Raw genomic sequence first — 14,964 nt, 5'->3', positions numbered from 1 at the left:
TCGCGACGGTCAGCGCGACCCGGAGATGAGCCGGCGGCCCACCGAGGCGATCAGCCGGTCCAGCTCCGAGCCGAACGGGTTGTCGTGCACGAGGTACGTCCAGGTGGCGCTCGGCCGTACCAGCTTCGACGAGTCCGGCTCCCAGCCCTCGTCGAACTCGGTCTCCTCGAACGTGGCCACGGTCCGCGTCTCGATCTCGGGCACCAGCGCGTTGAACGCCGGCACCGCGCTGCGGTGGAACTCGTCGAGCGGGTCGAGCCGGCCCAGCGCCCGCAGGTGCACGCCCTCGCGTACCTCGGACAGCTCGGCCAGGTGGTCGGCCCAGAGCCGGTCCAGGTGGTAGAGGGCGATCTTGCGGGCCACGTCGGCGAGCAGGTCCTCGTCCATCTCGCCGGCCTTCTCCGGCACCCGCTCCAGCAGCATCAGCGCGGCGATGTCGCTGGTCAGGAGCCGCTCGCGGCGCTCGGCGAGCGCCTTGCGCTGCTGCTCGATCACCTGGCTGTAGCGCCACGTGTTGCGGTGGATCTCGTGGTTGACACCCTCGGCGACCCGCTGGGCGTGCTCGACCGCGTAGTCGACCTGCGGGTCGGTGACCAGGCCGTCGGCGTTCATCCGGGGTGAGGGCGGCACGGTGTCGCCGGCGTGCCGGACCACCAGGTCGTCCTCCAGGCTGACGAAGAACACCGACCCGCCCGGGTCGCCCTGCCGGCCGGCCCGGCCGCGGAGCTGGTCGTCGACCCGGCGGCTGTCGTGCCGGCCGCTGCCGATCACGTAGAGGCCGCCCAGCTCCGCCACCCGGTCCCGGTCGGCCTGGTCGCTGCCGCCCAGCCGGATGTCCACGCCCCGGCCGGCCATCTGGGTGGAGACCGTCACCGCGCCGTACGCGCCGGCCTCGGCGATGATGCCGGCCTCCTCGTCGTCGTTCTTCGCGTTCAGCACCACGCAGGACACCCCCGCGGCCTCGAGCGCGGCGGCCAGCCCCTCGGACTCCTTGACGTCGAGCGTGCCGACCAGCACCGGCCGCCCCGCCTGGTGGCAGCGCGTGATCTCGTCGACCAGCGCCTCCTCCTTCTCGGCGCGGGTGGCGTAGATCCGGTCCGGCTCGTCCTCGCGGACGCAGGGGGTGTTCGGCGGGATCACCGCGACCTCGAGGCCGAAGAACTCGCGGAGCTGGTCACCGACGAGCACAGCGGTGGCGGTCATGCCGCAGACAGTGGGGTAGAGCGCGATGTACGCCTGCACGGTGATCGTGCCCAGCACCTCGCCCTCGGCGGTGGCGTCCAGGCCCTCCTTCGCCTCGACCGCGGCCTGGAGCCCGTCCGGCCAGCGGCGGCGCTGGGCGACCCGGCCGCGCATCTCGTCGATCAGCTCGACCGAGTCGTCCCGGACGATGTAGTCCACGTCGCGGTGCAGCAGGGCGTGCGCGTGCAGCGCCACGTTCACCGCGGAGAGCTGCCCGACGTGCTCCTCGTCGTACAGGTCGATGCCGCCGAGCTTGGCCTCGACGGTGGCGAGGCCGACCGAGGTGAAGGCGACGCTGCGGCCGTCGTCGGCGACCGTGTAGTGCTTGCCCTTGCGCAGCCCGCGCACCAGCGCGGCGGCGGCGTGCACCGGGTCCTGCTCGCCGCCGACGGCGCCCGCGAGCACCATCGGCACCCGGGCCTCGTCGATCAGGATCGAGTCGGCCTCGTCCACGATCGCGGTCTTCAGCGGCGGCTGCACCCGGTCGGCCAGGTCGGTGACGAGCTGGTCGCGCAGGAAGTCGAAGCCGGCCTCGCTGACCGAGACGTAGGTGACGTCGCAGGCGTACGCGGCACGCCGCTCGTCGGGCGTGGACGCCTCGTTCACCCAGCCGACGGTGAGCCCGAGCAGGTCGTAGACGGGAGTCATCCACTCGGCGTCCCGGCGGGCCAGGTAGTCGTTGACGGTGAGCACGTGCACCGGGCCGTTGCCCAGCCGCACGTGCCCGTACGCGGCGACGGTGGCGGTTAGCGTCTTGCCCTCACCGGTGGCCATCTCGGCGACCTTGCCGGACAGCAGCGCCATCGCGCCGAGCAGCTGCACGTCGTAGGGGCGCTGGTCGAGCCCGCGCCGGGCCGCCTCGCGGCCGATCGCGCAGATCTCCTCGTAACCCGACGCCTGGCCGGCGGCCTCGGTCAGCTCGGCGTCGGACAGCTGCTCCAGGTCCGCCTCGCGCGCCTCGATCGCCGGCAGCAGCTTCTCCAGCGGAGCCAGGTCGACTGTCGTCCCCGGGCGCTGGAGGAATCGACGGAACCTGGTCTTCAACCGTTGCGACACACCCATGAGCCGCAACGGTACGCGAACCGGAGCCGATTGTGACCCCCGCCCGCCGCGCGCCGGGTCCACCCCTTCCGGTCCGCTTCCGTCGATCATGAGGTTGACGGCGTTTCGTGTCCGTTTTGTCGCCGCCAACCTCATGATCGACGCGCTCGGGCGAGGGCCCGTCAGGGGGTGAGGATCACCTGGAGTTCGGTGCGGCGGCGTTCGGCCAGGTCGGTCAGCAGGGCCGGGGCCTCGTCCAGCGGGACCACGGCCGAGATCAGGTGCTTGCGGATCACGTCGCCGTACTGGCGCAGCAGCTCCACCGTCTCCGCGGACAGCCGCTCCCGGTCCCAGGTGGGGGCCAGCCCGCGCGGCACCCGGCCGATCTGCGCGCAGCGCAGCGACAGCCCGTTGTGGTGGAACTCCTCGCCGAGCCGCACCGCGTCCGCGCCCGCCTGGTAGAACGCCAGGTCGATCACCGTGCCCTGCGGGCGCAGCAGGCGCAGCGCGAGCTGCAACGCCCAGTCCTGGCCACGGCACTGGAAGACCACGTCGGCGCCCCGGTCCCCGGCGGCGTGGTTCCACCGTGTCTTGAGCACCACTGCCGGGTCGTCGGCGTCCGGGTCGAGCGTGTCCAGGCCGAGCGCCTCGGCGACCTGCCGCCGGGCCGGCGTCGGGTCGACCACCACCACCGAGGCTGCGCCGTGCCGGCGGGCGAACAGCGCGGTCAGCAGCGCGACCACGCCGCCCCCGACCACAGCGACCCGGCGGCCGCGTACGCCGTCGCCGAGCGTGCGCACGTCCGTGCCGCACAGGTCGGCGGCGGCGTGCAGCAGCCCGTTGGCGCAGATCGGGCCCATGTGCGCCACGTACACGCCGAGCAGCGGGTCCAGGTCGTCGGGCAGCGGCACGAACCGCTCGGCGAGCGGGTCGGCGACCCAGCCGCTGCGGTGCCCGTACGTCATGGCGCCGACCTCGCCCACCGCGACGGCCGGGGTCCGGCTCTCCACCACGCGCCCCACCTGCATGTAGCCGAGCCGGGTCACCGGGTACGGCGTGGCCGCCTCCCCGGGCCGGAACAGCCCGAGCGCGGCGTCCCAGGTGACGTGCAGGTAGGGGTTGGTGCCCTTGACGAAGCTCAGTTCGGTGCCGGCGGACACGCCGCTGTAGAGCGTCTCCACCCGGAACGTGCCGTCGCGCAGCTCCGGGGCGTCCAGTTCGGCCAGCTCGACCCGGCCGGGGCCGGGGACCACCACCACCCGGTCACGCATCGACGCTCACCCCCGCGTCCGCGACCGCCGCGGTGAGCCGGGCCGCCGGGCCGGTCGGCAGCGCCACCGGCCGCCCGGTACGCGCCGACTCGGCCACCGCGAGCGCGAGCCGGTGGGTGCGCAGCGCCTCGGCGTACGGCACCCGGACGTCGTCGCCGAGGCCGCACACGGCGTCGACGAACGCCCGGTCGACTGCCACCCGCGCGGCGTCCGGATCGGCGGGCAGGTGCCGTTCGCCGTCGCCGTCGCGCACTGTCAGGCCGTCCTCGGACAGCCACAGCGCCAGCCCGTCGGCGAGGACCTCCACGCCGGCCCGGTGCTTCCAGCCGAGCACGCAGGACGCGGCGAGCGTGCCGACCGCGCCGGAACCGAGGCGCAGCGTGGCAGCGGTCACCGAGTCGATGTCGGCGCCGTCGACCGGCGGCGGGGCGCCGTCGCCGTACGCGCTCACCTCGACCGCCTCGCCGGCCAGCAGCCGGATCAGGTCCAGCACGTGCGCGGCCTGCTCGACCACCGGGCCGCCGGAGCGGTCCCGCCGCGCCCACCAGGCCACCGGAGGCACCTTGTCCAGCCAGGCGCCGTTCACCATCCGGACCGGACGGCCGGCGAGCAGCCGCCGGGCCTCCTCGACCACGTGCAGGTAGCGCCAGTGGTGCCCGACGCCGGTGAGCAGTCCCCGCTGCTCCACCAGGGCCGCGATCCGCTCGGCGGTGTCCAGGTCGAGCGCCACCGGCTTCTCCACGAACATCGGCACCCCGGCGGCGACCACCGCCTCCTCGGCCGGTCCGTGCGCGAACGGCGGCACGCACACGTACACCGCGTCCGGGCCGGCCGCGAGCAGCTCGTCCACGTCGCGGAACACCCGGCCGCCGTACGTGCCGGCGAGCGACCGCGCCGCGTCCGGCGCGACGTCGGTCACGCCGAGCAGTTCCACGTCCTCGAAGCCGGTGAGCACCCGGGCGTGGCGTTGCGCCACCCCGCCGGCTCCGACAAGTCCCACCCGGCAGGCACGCATCGACCACAACCTCTCGCCACGACTCCAGAGACTGGGGTCACCACTCCCCCCGACGGCGTCGCGCCAAACGCCGCCGGGGGCGCAACGTAACGTTCATCCGCCCGGAACCTCCCGGTACGCGCCAGGTGATCAGGTTGTTGGGCAAGATCCGGTTAGCGCGGATGCGGGATTGGGAAAACCAGGTCAGCGATTCCACCATCGATGGGGGTGCCCGTGCGGGAGTCAGATTCGACCGTCTCACCAGTGGTGGAGGCGTGGGCCACGTACCGCACCAGCACCGCCGCCGACTGGCCGGCGCAACTACTGGTGCGGGCCAAGGGGAACAGCCGGGTCAGCGTCGTGCTGCCCGCACGCAACGAGGAGGCGACGGTCGGCGCGATCGTGTCGACGGTCCGGGAACACCTGATGGACCGCGTACCGCTTGTCGACGAGCTGATCGTGGTCGACTCCCGGTCCACGGACCGGACCGCCCGGGTCGCGCGCGCGGCCGGCGCCGAGGTGGTCAGCCAGGACGCGATGACCAGCGGGCTGCCCCGGCTGACCGGCAAGGGCGACGCGCTCTGGGCCGGCCTGGCCGCGGCCGAGGGGGACGTGGTCGCGTTCGTCGACGCCGACCTGCGCGAGTTCCGGCCGCACTTCGTGACCGGGCTGCTCGGCCCGCTGCTCACCGACCCGAGCGTGGAGTTCGTGAAGGGCTTCTACCACCGGCCGCTGGTCGGCGCGACGAGCGTGGAGCCCGACGGCGGCGGGCGGGTGACGGAGCTGATGGCCCGGCCGCTGCTGAACCTGTTCTGGCCGGAGCTGGCCGGTTTCGTGCAGCCGCTGGCGGGTGAGTACGCCGGCCGCCGGGAGGTGCTGGAGCGGGTGCCGTTCGTCACCGGCTACGGCGTCGAGACGGCCATGCTGATCGACCTGCTGGAACTGGTCGGGCTCGACGCGCTGGCCCAGGTCGACCTGGGTGAGCGCAAGCACCGGCACCAGGACACCGCCGCGCTGGGCCGGATGTCGGCGCAGATCATGCTGACCGCCTGGTCCCGGCTGCAACGACGCGGGTGGGCCGCGCCCGGGACGGCGCCGACCGCGCTGCTGACCCAGTTCCGCCGGGGCGGCTCGGAGGCGCTGCCCAACCTGGACCGCGAGATCGTGGTGAACGACGTGTCAGTGCAGGAACGCCCGCCGCTGGCGCAGTTGCGGCACCGTCTCCCCCGTCGCCGGGTCGCCGCGTGAGCGGGACGAGCCCGGGAGAGGAAAGCACATGACGCTCACCGTGCTGATGAACGCCGGGCCGTGGCTGTCCGTGCCGCCACCCGGCTACGGCGGCATCGAGAACGTGATCGCCACCCTGGTGCCGGAGTTGCGCAGGCTGGGCGTACGGGTGGTGCTGGCCTCGGTGGAGAGCAGCACGCTGCCGGTCGACGAGAAGATCGCCGTCTTCCCGGACGGCCAGTTCCACGCCTTGCAGCGGCCGTACAACCAGGTCTGCGGCGTCTCCCAGGCGCACCTGTCCGGCGTGGTGCGCACGCTGCACGCCCGCGACGACATCGACCTGGTGCACGACCACGTGGAGGCGGTCGGGCTGGCCACCCTCGCCGCGATGGGCCCGGACGCCCCGCCGGTGCTGCACACGCTGCACTGGGACCTCGCCAAGCACCCCGAGCTGTACGGCAACCTCGACGGCGGCGACCGGGTACGGGTGAACGGCGTCTCCGCGTCGCAGCTGGCGCGCGCCCCCGAGGCCCTGCGCGCGCACTCGGTGGGGCACGTGCACCTGTCCACCCCCCTCGCCGTGGACGCGGACCGGCAGCCGCCGGCGCCCAAGGGCGACCACGTGGTCATCCTCGGCCGGATCAACCCCGGCAAGGGGCAGGACCTGGGCGCCCGGCTGGCCCACGAGGCGGGCTTCCGGCTGGTGCTGGCCGGGCCGGTCGGCCCGTACCACCGGCCGGAGGATCTGGCCGCGGCCGGCGACGAGGCGCGGCAGAACCCGGACGTGCGCTTCTTCTACGACCACGTCGCGCCGCACGTCGACGGCGACCGGGTGCGCTGGGTCGGCACGGTGGCCGGGCGGGAGCGCGACGACCTGGTCGCCTCCGCGCGCGCGTCGCTGTTCCCGCTGCGCTGGGAGGAACCGGGCGGCACCGCCGTGGTCGAGTCGCTGTCGCTCGGCACGCCGGTGGTCGCCACCGCCCGCGGCTGCCTGCCCGAGCTGATCGAGCACAGCCGTACCGGCCTGCTCACCGGCGACGAGCAGGAGCTGGGTGACCTGGTGCTCGCCGCCGCCGGGCTGGATCCGGCCGAGTGCCGGCGAGAGGCGGCCCGGCGGTTCACCCCGGCCCGGATGGCGCAGCGGTACGTGGAGCTGTACGACCGGGTCCGGGCGGGCGTGGCGCTGCCGTTGCAGCCCGCCTGACCCGGTCGACCACGTCCACCGGCCCGCCCCGCGTGGCCGGGCCGGCGTTTGCCCCCGCCGGGCGCGGGAAACCGGCGCATCCCGCGGTGGCGAGGAGGCCGGCGTGACGAACTCGATGGCGCACTCCCGGGCGCGGCGCAACCCGGCCGACGGGCGGGCGCCGGTACGCCGGATCGCCTCCGGGTTCGCCGTGCTCCTGCTGCTGCTCGGCGCGCTGGGCTTCGTGCCGGGCATCACCGGCGACTTCGCGGATCTGCGCTTCGCCGGGCCGGGTTCCGGCGCCCGGCTGTTCGGGGTGTTCCAGGTCTCGGCCGTGCACAACCTGGTGCACCTGGTGCTCGGCGCGGCCGGGCTGGTGCTGGCCCGCACGGTGGCCGGGGCCCGCGCGTTCCTGGTCGGCGCCGGGGCGGTCTATCTGGCGCTGTGGCTCTACGGGCTGGCCGTCGACCGCCGCGACGCGGCGAACGCGCTCGCGGTCAACCGCGCCGACTCGTGGCTGCACCTGCTGCTGGGCGCCGCCATGCTGGCGCTGGGGCTGTTCGCGGCACGCCGTGGGGACCGTCACTGACCTGCCCACCGGCGGCCCCGGACGCCCGGTTTCGCCGGTCCGGGGCCCGGGTACGTCGGTAGTCCTCCGGCTGCGGGACGGCGGCGACCGACCCCGACCGGGCGGCCCTCCCCGGCGAGGGCGACCCTCCCCGACGAGATGGAAACGAGGCGGCGATGGTGACCCGGATCAGGTGCGAGGTCCGCGACGAGTCGCCGGTCACTGTCGTACGGCTGGCCGGAGCGCTCGACCTGACCACGATGCGCGCGGTCCACGAGGTGCTGGACCGCTGCCTCGCGGCGCAGCCGGACGCCCTCGTGGTCGACCTGGAGGAGATCGAGGTCGGCGAACCGCTGGCGCTGTCCGTCTTCGCCGCCGCGGCGCGGCGGGCCGCGGACTGGCCGGCGGTGCCGATGGTGCTCGCCGCTCCCTGCGCCGAGACGGCGGCCTGGCTGGCTGAGACCACCGCCTGCCGGGTCGTGCCGGTCCGCCGGGACTGCGCCGAGGCGACGGCGCTGGCCGGCGCGGCGGCGGCGCCCCGGCTGCGGGTCCGGCTGGAGCCGGTCACCGGCGCCTGCCGGCGGGCCCGGGAACTGGTCACCGAGGCGTGCGGCAGGTGGAACGTGCCCGAGCTGGCCGGTCCGGCCTCGCTGGTGCTCAGCGAGCTGGTCGGCAACGTGGTGCGACACGCCGGCACGCCGATGCAGGTGACGCTGACGCTGCGCCGGCCGTACCTGCGGGTCGCGGTGATGGACGGCAACCCCGCCGACGCCCGCGCGGCGACCAGCCGTGACCCGCGCGCCGAGGGGGGCCGCGGGCTGATGCTGGTGCGGGAGCTGACCCAGCGCTGGGGCAGCACTCCGGTCGGTGCCGGCAAGGTCGTCTGGGCCATGCTCCCGGCTAATTGACCGAATTCTCCGCTCTCGCCTGGTTACATGGGCAAAGGGCCGGGTACGCCCGCCCGTCCTGTCTGTCGTCACCACGGGGTGAGATGCCATGCCCAAGCGGGTAGTCACGGAACCGGCACGAGACCGAGGGCCCGCGATCCTGGCGCCGGCCCGGTTCGGGGGGTTCCCCGGACCGACGCGGGAGGCGGTGAAGGGCAACGCGCTGTGGCGTCTGCTGCGTACCACCGACGCCAAGCAGATCGGCATGCTCTACCTGATGACGTCGTTCGCCTACTTCATCGTCGGCGGCGTCCTGGCGTTGATCATCCGGGCGGAGCTGGCCCGGCCGGGGATGCAGATCGTCTCCCCCGAGCAGTACAACCAGATGTTCACCATGCACGGCACGGTGATGCTGCTGCTGTTCGCCACCCCGCTGTTCTTCGGGTTCGCCAACTACCTGGTGCCGCTGCAGATCGGCGCCGCCGACGTGGCGTTCCCCCGGCTGAACGCGTTCGCGTACTGGCTCTACTTCCTCGGCGCGCTGATGGTCGTGGGCGGGTTCGCCACCCCGGCCGGCGCGGCGGACTTCGGCTGGACCGCGTACACGCCGCTGAGCACCGCGCAGCACTCCCCCGGCGTCGGCGCCAACCTGTGGGTGGTCGGCCTGGCCGTGTCCGGTCTGGGCACGATCCTCGGCGCGGTCAACCTGATCACCACGATCGTGACGCTGCGCGCCCCCGGCATGACCATGTTCCGGATGCCGATCTTCACCTGGAACGCGCTGCTCACCAGCGTCCTGGTGATCTTCGTCTTCCCGCTGCTGGCCGCCGCGCTGATGGCGCTGGCCTCGGACCGGCTGCTGCACTCGCACGTGTTCGACTCGACGACCGGCGGGCCGATGCTCTGGCAGCACCTGTTCTGGTTCTTCGGCCACCCCGAGGTCTACATCATCGCGCTGCCGTTCTTCGGCATCATCACCGAGATCATCCCGGTGTTCTCCCGCAAGCCGATCTTCGGCTACACCGGCCTGGTGCTGGCGACCGTCGCCATCACCGTGCTGTCGATGACGGTCTGGGCGCACCACATGTTCGCCACCGGGCAGGTGCTGCTGCCGTTCTTCAGCATCCTGAGCTTCCTGATCGCGGTGCCCACGGGGGTGAAGTTCTTCAACTGGATCGGCACCATGTGGAAGGGCCAGATCACCTTCGAGACACCGATGCTGTTCGCCGTCGGCTTCCTGGTGACGTTCCTGCTCGGCGGCCTGACCGGGGTGCTGCTGGCCAGCCCGCCGGTGGACTGGCAGGTCACCGACAGCTACTTCGTGGTGGCGCACTTCCACTACGTGATGTTCGGGACCATCGTCTTCGCCGCGTTCGGTGGCCTCTATTTCTGGTTCCCGAAGATGACCGGGCGGCTGCTCGACGAGCGGCTGGGCAAGATGCACTTCTGGACCATGTTCATCGGCTTCCACGCCACCTTCCTGGTGCAGCACTGGCTGGGCAACGAGGGCATGCCCCGCCGCTACGCCGACTACCTGCCCGGCGACGGCTTCACCACGCTGAACACGATCTCCAGCATCGGCTCGTTCGTCCTCGGCGCGTCCACCCTGTTCGTGATCTGGAACATCTGGAAGTCGTGGCGGTACGGCGCGGTGGTCACCGTTGACGACCCGTGGGGCTTCGGCAACTCGCTGGAGTGGGCCACCAGCTGCCCGCCGCCGTTGCGCAACTTCGACCGGATGCCGCGCATCCGCTCCGAGCGGCCGGCGTTCGACCTCAAGTACGGCCCGCTCGTCTCCGACCTGGGCCGGGACCTGCCGCAGCGCACCACCAAGCCGCCGCAGACGTTCCGCGAGGAGCTGCACCACGAGCGGGACGTGCCGCAGGCGCCGTCGCTCGGCGGCGCGTACGGGGCGCCCGAGGCGGTGGACTACCAGCCGGCGCCGCAGTCCGGGGCCCGGCCGGTGGAGGTGCCGGAGCCGGAGGAGGTGCGCCGGCCCAGCTTCGAGGAGACCGACGAACCGGAGGGCAGCGCGCTCAACGCCGAACGCGGCGACCAGCCGGACGACAGGTGGCGGCACCCGCGCGGGCACGGGGACACGCCGGACAACTGAGGACACCGCCAGAGGGCCGGCGCCGCACGGCGCCGGCCCTCTGGTCGTACGCCTCGCGCCGGCTCCCCAAGGCGGGAAGCCGGCGCGGTACGTGCGTGCGGCGGGTCAGTCGGCGGGCGGCAGTCCGGCCGCGACCAGGGAGCGGCGCACCGCCGGCTGCACCCGGGTCAGCCGCAGCGGCACACCGGTACGCGCGGCGGCGTCCCGGCCGGCCATCAGCGCGGCGATTCCACCGGCGTCGAAGCCACCGGCCCCGACCAGGTCGACCACCACCTCGCGCGGCTGCCCGGTGACCGCCTGGAGCACGGCCCGGCGCAACTGGTCCGCGCCGGCCCGGTCCACCTCGCCGCCGACCTCGACGACCACCCGGTCGCCGTTCTGCCTCACCGAGATCCGGGCCTTCGCCGGTTCGGCCTCGGCCGTGCCGTTCTGCCAGGGCGGCGGCGCGTCGGCGAGCATCGCCTGGCGCAGCCAGGTCAGCGCCCGCGACAGCAGCCGGGACACGTGCATCTGCGAGATGCCGAACCGGGCGGCGATCTCCGCCTGGGTCTGGTTGCCGTAGAAGCGCATCGCCAGGATGCGGCGCTCCCGCCAGGGCAGCCGGTGCAGCAGGCCGCTGACGGTGACCCGGTCGTCCACCGACTCCAGCGCGTGGTCGGACTCGCCGACCAGGTCGCCGAACTCGGCCGAGCTCTCCCCGCCCACCGGCGCGTTCAGCGACGCCGGGCTGTAGCCGGCGGCCGACTCCAGCGCGGCCAGGATCTCCTCCTCCGGCGTCTCCAGCCGGGCGGACAGCTCGGCCACCGTGGGAGCGCGGGAAAGCTCGCTGGTCAGCGTCGCCGTCGCCTGTCCCACCTCGAGGATCAGGTCCCGCAGCCGGCGCGGCACGTGCACGCCCCAGGTGCGGTCGCGGAAGTGCCGTTTGATCTCGCCGACGATCGTGATGGCCGCGTACGCGGTGAACGAGCCGCGTTCCGGGTCGTACCTGTCGACGGCGTTGACGAGGCCGAGACGCGCCACCTGCTCCAGGTCCTCCAGCGGCTCGCCGCGTCCCCGGTAGCGGCGGGCGAGCCGGCCGGCGAACGGCAACGCGAACCGGACCAGGTCGTCCCGCGCCTCCTGCCGCCGCTCCGGTGGCAGCCCTTCGATCCGGGCCGCGTACGCGAGCGCCGCGGCGTCCAGGTCCTCCAGACCCCGGTCGGTGGTCGGTGGTGTGGGTGTGGTGGTCTGTCCGAACATCCGCGCCCCCTCGCCAAAGAGCCCCCGCCCGGTCGGAACCGGTCGTGCGCGTGGTCGCACCACGCTCCGGGTGAGGAAGTTGGGTTACGTGACGGATTACGTCGAGAGCGGCGGCTACCCGCCGCACGGCGTCGTGGGCCGTTTCGCGGCGAGCGGTCTTCCCGCTCCGTAGGTACTCAATCACGGACCGCAGGATCGCGAGGATGTTTCGCCAGGTTGGCCGGGCAGCCGTGCCCGGCGGCGGTCAGCAGACCAGCAGGCCCTGGTGGGCGCCCGCGTCACGCAGCGCGGTGAGCGCCTCGGCCATCCGCAGCGGCGGCGGCACGGGCAGGTCGCAGGGCTGGTTGCGCAACACCTCCGTGGCACGTCGGGTGGGTACCGAGGCGACCGGGTAGCCCCGGGCGGCGCCCCGGTCCACTGCCCGCCGGCGCCGCCCGAAGCCGGCCACGGCCAGCCACTGGGGCAGTCCCGCGTACGCGGGCGAGCGCAGACCGGGCGGCTCGGGCAGCACGTCCACCGAGCTGAACGGCTCGCTGCCGGCCAGCCACCACTCGACGCCGGCGACCCGGCGCGCGGTGGCGTTCTCGCACCAGTAGGGCACCAGCCCGGCCCGCAGCACCTGCCCCGGGTCGAGCAGCCGGCCGCACTCCACCACCAGCCGGTCCCCGGTCTTGCCGGCCCGGCGCAGCCAGCGCCGGTACAGGTCGGCGGTCACCGCGCTGAGCGCGTCGGGCTGGGGCACGACCACCCGGTGCAGCGGATGCCCGTGCCGGTCGCCGAAGGAGCGGGCGTCGTGCTCGAAACCGGGCTCCACGCCGTGTTCGGCGAACGCGCCCGCCACCGTGACCTCCGGCGCGGTCCAGCGCTTCTCGTCCCCGCCGGCCGCGCGCAGCACCGCGCCGAGGGCGTGGGCGTCCGGGTGGAAGTCGACCGGGTCCAGGCCGCCGGCCGGGCAGCCGGACTGGAAGCTGTGCCCGTCGCCGCCGTCACGGACCGGCCAGGTCCGGGCGTCGTGCAGCAGCAGCACCGGAGCGGCCGGTTCCAGCCGGTCGGCCAGGAAGCGCGCGTACGCCTTCGGCAGCGTGCGCCAGCGCACCGCGAACGTGACCGCCGCGCCGGCCGCCGCGCCCCGGCTGGCCGGGCAGTGCACCTGGCGGACGTGCACGCGCGGGTTGCCGTCGAGCAGCCGGGCGGCGAGCGTGGCCCCGTGCGCGAGCGCGGCGTCCGGGCGGTCCACCGCCCCCCTGGTCCACTGCCCGGCCAGTTCGAATCCGGCCGGCAGCCAGGGCACGCCGAGCGCCACCGCGAGGTGGGCGGCGGCGCCGTGCGGCGAGCCGAGGACCACGCCGGGCCAGCGCCGGTCCGGGTACTGACCGGTGAACCACCCGGCCACCCGTTCGGCGTCCACGGCGGCGATCTGACCGGCGGTGAGCGCCGCCCGCCCGGCGGACCGGACGGCGGCGGCGCGGCGTACCGGCTCGGGCGCGCCGGTGAGGCGGGACAGCGCGCCCGGGTGGCCGAGGTCGGCGCAGTCGTCGCCACGCAGCGCCCGGACGGTCGCGGCGACCAGGATCCGGGCGGCGCTACCGGCGGCCACCACCCGCTCCGCGGGCAGGCCGGCGCCGCTGACCCGTTCGACTCGTTCGCTCACCACGCGGCCCGGCTTCCCGTCCCTCTGGGGTCTAAACGGGGCATCTCCCCACGGGTCAGGACCAAGGCCCGCCCGGTAACGGCAGCGCCCGCCACACCCAGGTACGCCGTCGCGCCGCGTGCCCGCCGTCGCGGGCGCAACGGCGCTCGGGTGCGGGTTTGGGCCGGACGGGGACGGGCACTGCACCGCGCATGCCCGACGACGAGAGCACCCCGGCGGCGACCATCACCCCGTACCGGGACGGACCGCTGCTGGTACGCGGCGACTTCGCGCTGGTCACGCCCGAGGGCACGCCGATCGAGACGCGCCAGGGCACCGTGGCGCTGTGCCGATGCGGCAAGAGCGCGATCAAGCCGTTCTGCGACGGCACGCACAAGGTGACCGGTTTCCGGGCGGGCAGCGACCGCGAGCCCTGACCCCCACCCTCGCCGATCTTGCGCTTCGGGCCCCGGCAAACCTCCCGAACCGGGCACTCAGAGGGCCCGAAGTGCAAGATCGCGTCAGGCGGCGGCCAGAGTGCGCTGGGGCGGGCGCAGGGACGACCCGCCGGCCGACCAGGCGGTCAGCAGGTGTGCCGCGAACAGGCCGTCCAGCGCCAGCGCGGCGGCGGCGCCGAACAGCACGTCGGACGCGAGCGCCGGCTCGGCCCGGACCAGCCCGCCGCACATGTCGTACGCGGCGATCTGCTCGTGCACGGCGTCGGCCTCGACGTGCTCGTCGTAGAAGCGCGTGGCGACCGCGTCGAAGCCGAGCCGGCGCAGTCCGTTGCCGTACCGGCGGTTCGGCAACGACGAGGTCATCTCGTACGCGGCCAGGTGCCCGAGCAGCGCCCCGCGCAGCCGCCGGTGCAGGCCGAACAGCGACATCATGTTGTTCGTCGCCAGTGTCACCGCCGGTACCCGGTCCAGGTGGGCGGCGTAGCCGGTGTCCAGGCCGAGCCGGTCCATCGTGGTGCGGAACAGCTCGGCGTGCATCAGGTCCAGCCGGCCGTTGCCGTACTCGTCGGTCTGGATCTCCACCAGCGCCGCCTTCGCCGGCCCGCCGAGCCGGGGCAGCGCCCAGCTGTGCGGGTCGGCCTCGCGCAGGTGGTAGATCGAGCGGTGGACGACGAACTCGCGGAACCGGCCGAGGTCGGCCCGCCGTTGCAGCGTCGCGGCCAGCGGAGGCCCGTCGTCGGCGGCCACCAGGCCGGCCAGCGCGCCGGGCACGGCGGCCGGCAGCACCGCGGGCAGCGGGCCGGCCAGCTCGCGAAGCGCCGCCTCGAACGGCCGCTCGGCGCGGGCGCGCAGCGCCAGCAGCGACGGCTCCCACTCCCACTCCTCGTCGACGCCGCAGAGGCCCCGGTAGTGCAGTTCGTAGCAGAGGAACAGGGTGAGCTGGAGATCCTCGTCGGTCAGCGGCGCGGCCACCGCCTCGAACCCGGCACCCAGCCCGGCCGGCAGCTCCCCCGGCGCCCCGCGCAGCGCGGTCAGCAGCGCGGCGGAGACCGGCCCGCGCGCCGCGGGCAGCGGCGCGGGGCCGTATCGGCTGACGGCGGCGACTGACATG

Annotated in this window: 12 protein-coding genes; 6 read left to right on the top strand and 6 right to left on the bottom strand. The window is 74.2% G+C overall.

Features of this window, described 5'->3' with window-relative positions:
* Nucleotides 1–9: 9 nt before the first annotated feature.
* From secA2 to AB0D28_RS10090, 3 genes are all read right to left on the bottom strand, one after another.
* Nucleotides 10–2,304, bottom strand: coding sequence for an accessory Sec system translocase SecA2 (gene secA2, locus AB0D28_RS10100; protein WP_357384180.1), 2,295 nt, complete (start codon nucleotides 2,302–2,304; stop codon nucleotides 10–12).
* Nucleotides 2,305–2,465: 161 nt separating this feature from the next.
* Nucleotides 2,466–3,554: a zinc-binding dehydrogenase gene (locus AB0D28_RS10095; protein WP_357384177.1), complete on the bottom strand. Its 1,089-nt coding sequence runs from the start codon at nucleotides 3,552–3,554 to the stop codon at nucleotides 2,466–2,468.
* Nucleotides 3,547–4,569 carry a Gfo/Idh/MocA family oxidoreductase gene (locus AB0D28_RS10090; RefSeq protein ID WP_357384175.1) on the bottom strand — a complete coding sequence of 341 codons (1,023 nt, stop codon included), beginning with the start codon at nucleotides 4,567–4,569 and terminating at the stop codon, nucleotides 3,547–3,549. Before AB0D28_RS10090 ends, AB0D28_RS10095 begins: the two co-directional genes overlap by 8 nt.
* A gap of 213 nt (nucleotides 4,570–4,782) precedes the next feature.
* Between AB0D28_RS10090 and AB0D28_RS10085 the strand changes: the two genes are divergently transcribed.
* The 5 genes from AB0D28_RS10085 to ctaD all read left to right on the top strand — a co-directional run bounded on the left by AB0D28_RS10085 (nucleotide 4,783) and on the right by ctaD (nucleotide 10,526).
* Nucleotides 4,783–5,796: a glucosyl-3-phosphoglycerate synthase gene (locus tag AB0D28_RS10085; protein ID WP_357384173.1), complete on the top strand. Its 1,014-nt coding sequence runs from the start codon at nucleotides 4,783–4,785 to the stop codon at nucleotides 5,794–5,796.
* A gap of 28 nt (nucleotides 5,797–5,824) precedes the next feature.
* The gene (locus tag AB0D28_RS10080; RefSeq protein ID WP_357384171.1) at nucleotides 5,825–6,979 is read left to right on the top strand and encodes a glycosyltransferase; all 1,155 of its coding nucleotides are present in this window, start codon (nucleotides 5,825–5,827) and stop codon (nucleotides 6,977–6,979) included.
* A gap of 115 nt (nucleotides 6,980–7,094) precedes the next feature.
* Nucleotides 7,095–7,547 (top strand): DUF4383 domain-containing protein, encoded by a 453-nt coding sequence (locus AB0D28_RS10075; protein WP_357384289.1) that lies wholly within the window; start codon nucleotides 7,095–7,097, stop codon nucleotides 7,545–7,547.
* A gap of 155 nt (nucleotides 7,548–7,702) precedes the next feature.
* Entirely contained in the window at nucleotides 7,703–8,434 is a 732-nt protein-coding gene (locus AB0D28_RS10070; protein ID WP_357384169.1) for an ATP-binding protein, read from the top strand.
* 88 nt (nucleotides 8,435–8,522) lie between these two features.
* Entirely contained in the window at nucleotides 8,523–10,526 is a 2,004-nt protein-coding gene (gene ctaD / locus AB0D28_RS10065) for a cytochrome c oxidase subunit I (RefSeq protein ID WP_357384167.1), read from the top strand.
* 105 nt (nucleotides 10,527–10,631) lie between these two features.
* Here the strand turns inward: ctaD and AB0D28_RS10060 are convergent, their stop codons facing one another.
* Together AB0D28_RS10060 and AB0D28_RS10055 are read right to left on the bottom strand one after the other, a co-directional pair.
* On the bottom strand, nucleotides 10,632–11,765 hold the full coding sequence (locus tag AB0D28_RS10060; RefSeq protein ID WP_357384165.1) for a SigB/SigF/SigG family RNA polymerase sigma factor: 1,134 nt from the start codon (nucleotides 11,763–11,765) through the stop codon (nucleotides 10,632–10,634).
* 244 nt (nucleotides 11,766–12,009) lie between these two features.
* Complete coding sequence (locus tag AB0D28_RS10055; protein WP_357384163.1) at nucleotides 12,010–13,419, bottom strand: hypothetical protein; 1,410 nt, start codon at nucleotides 13,417–13,419, stop codon at nucleotides 12,010–12,012.
* 188 nt (nucleotides 13,420–13,607) lie between these two features.
* On the opposite strand from AB0D28_RS10055, the gene AB0D28_RS10050 reads away from it, so the two are divergent.
* Nucleotides 13,608–13,832: a CDGSH iron-sulfur domain-containing protein gene (locus AB0D28_RS10050; protein ID WP_357384161.1), complete on the top strand. Its 225-nt coding sequence runs from the start codon at nucleotides 13,608–13,610 to the stop codon at nucleotides 13,830–13,832.
* 84 nt (nucleotides 13,833–13,916) lie between these two features.
* On the opposite strand, the gene AB0D28_RS10045 is transcribed toward AB0D28_RS10050, so the two are convergent.
* On the bottom strand, nucleotides 13,917–14,963 hold the full coding sequence (locus tag AB0D28_RS10045) for an iron-containing redox enzyme family protein (RefSeq protein ID WP_357384159.1): 1,047 nt from the start codon (nucleotides 14,961–14,963) through the stop codon (nucleotides 13,917–13,919).
* Nucleotide 14,964: the final 1 nt, after the last annotated feature.

Source organism: Micromonospora sp. NPDC048169 (genome assembly GCF_040652815.1).
Taxonomy (GTDB): Bacteria; Actinomycetota; Actinomycetes; order Mycobacteriales; family Micromonosporaceae; genus Micromonospora.
This window is presented reverse-complemented; position numbering and strand designations above follow the sequence as displayed.

Coding starts and splice junctions, on each gene's coding strand:
- secA2 (WP_357384180.1), bottom strand. CDS start 2,304: ATGGGTGTGTCGCAACGGTTGAAGACCAGGTTCCGTCGATTCCTCCAG.
- AB0D28_RS10095 (WP_357384177.1), bottom strand. CDS start 3,554: ATGCGTGACCGGGTGGTGGTGGTCCCCGGCCCCGGCCGGGTCGAGCTG.
- AB0D28_RS10090 (WP_357384175.1), bottom strand. CDS start 4,569: ATGCGTGCCTGCCGGGTGGGACTTGTCGGAGCCGGCGGGGTGGCGCAA.
- AB0D28_RS10080 (WP_357384171.1), top strand. CDS start 5,825: ATGACGCTCACCGTGCTGATGAACGCCGGGCCGTGGCTGTCCGTGCCG.
- AB0D28_RS10075 (WP_357384289.1), top strand. CDS start 7,095: ATGGCGCACTCCCGGGCGCGGCGCAACCCGGCCGACGGGCGGGCGCCG.
- AB0D28_RS10070 (WP_357384169.1), top strand. CDS start 7,703: ATGGTGACCCGGATCAGGTGCGAGGTCCGCGACGAGTCGCCGGTCACT.
- ctaD (WP_357384167.1), top strand. CDS start 8,523: ATGCCCAAGCGGGTAGTCACGGAACCGGCACGAGACCGAGGGCCCGCG.
- AB0D28_RS10060 (WP_357384165.1), bottom strand. CDS start 11,765: ATGTTCGGACAGACCACCACACCCACACCACCGACCACCGACCGGGGT.
- AB0D28_RS10050 (WP_357384161.1), top strand. CDS start 13,608: ATGCCCGACGACGAGAGCACCCCGGCGGCGACCATCACCCCGTACCGG.
- AB0D28_RS10045 (WP_357384159.1), bottom strand. CDS start 14,963: ATGTCAGTCGCCGCCGTCAGCCGATACGGCCCCGCGCCGCTGCCCGCG.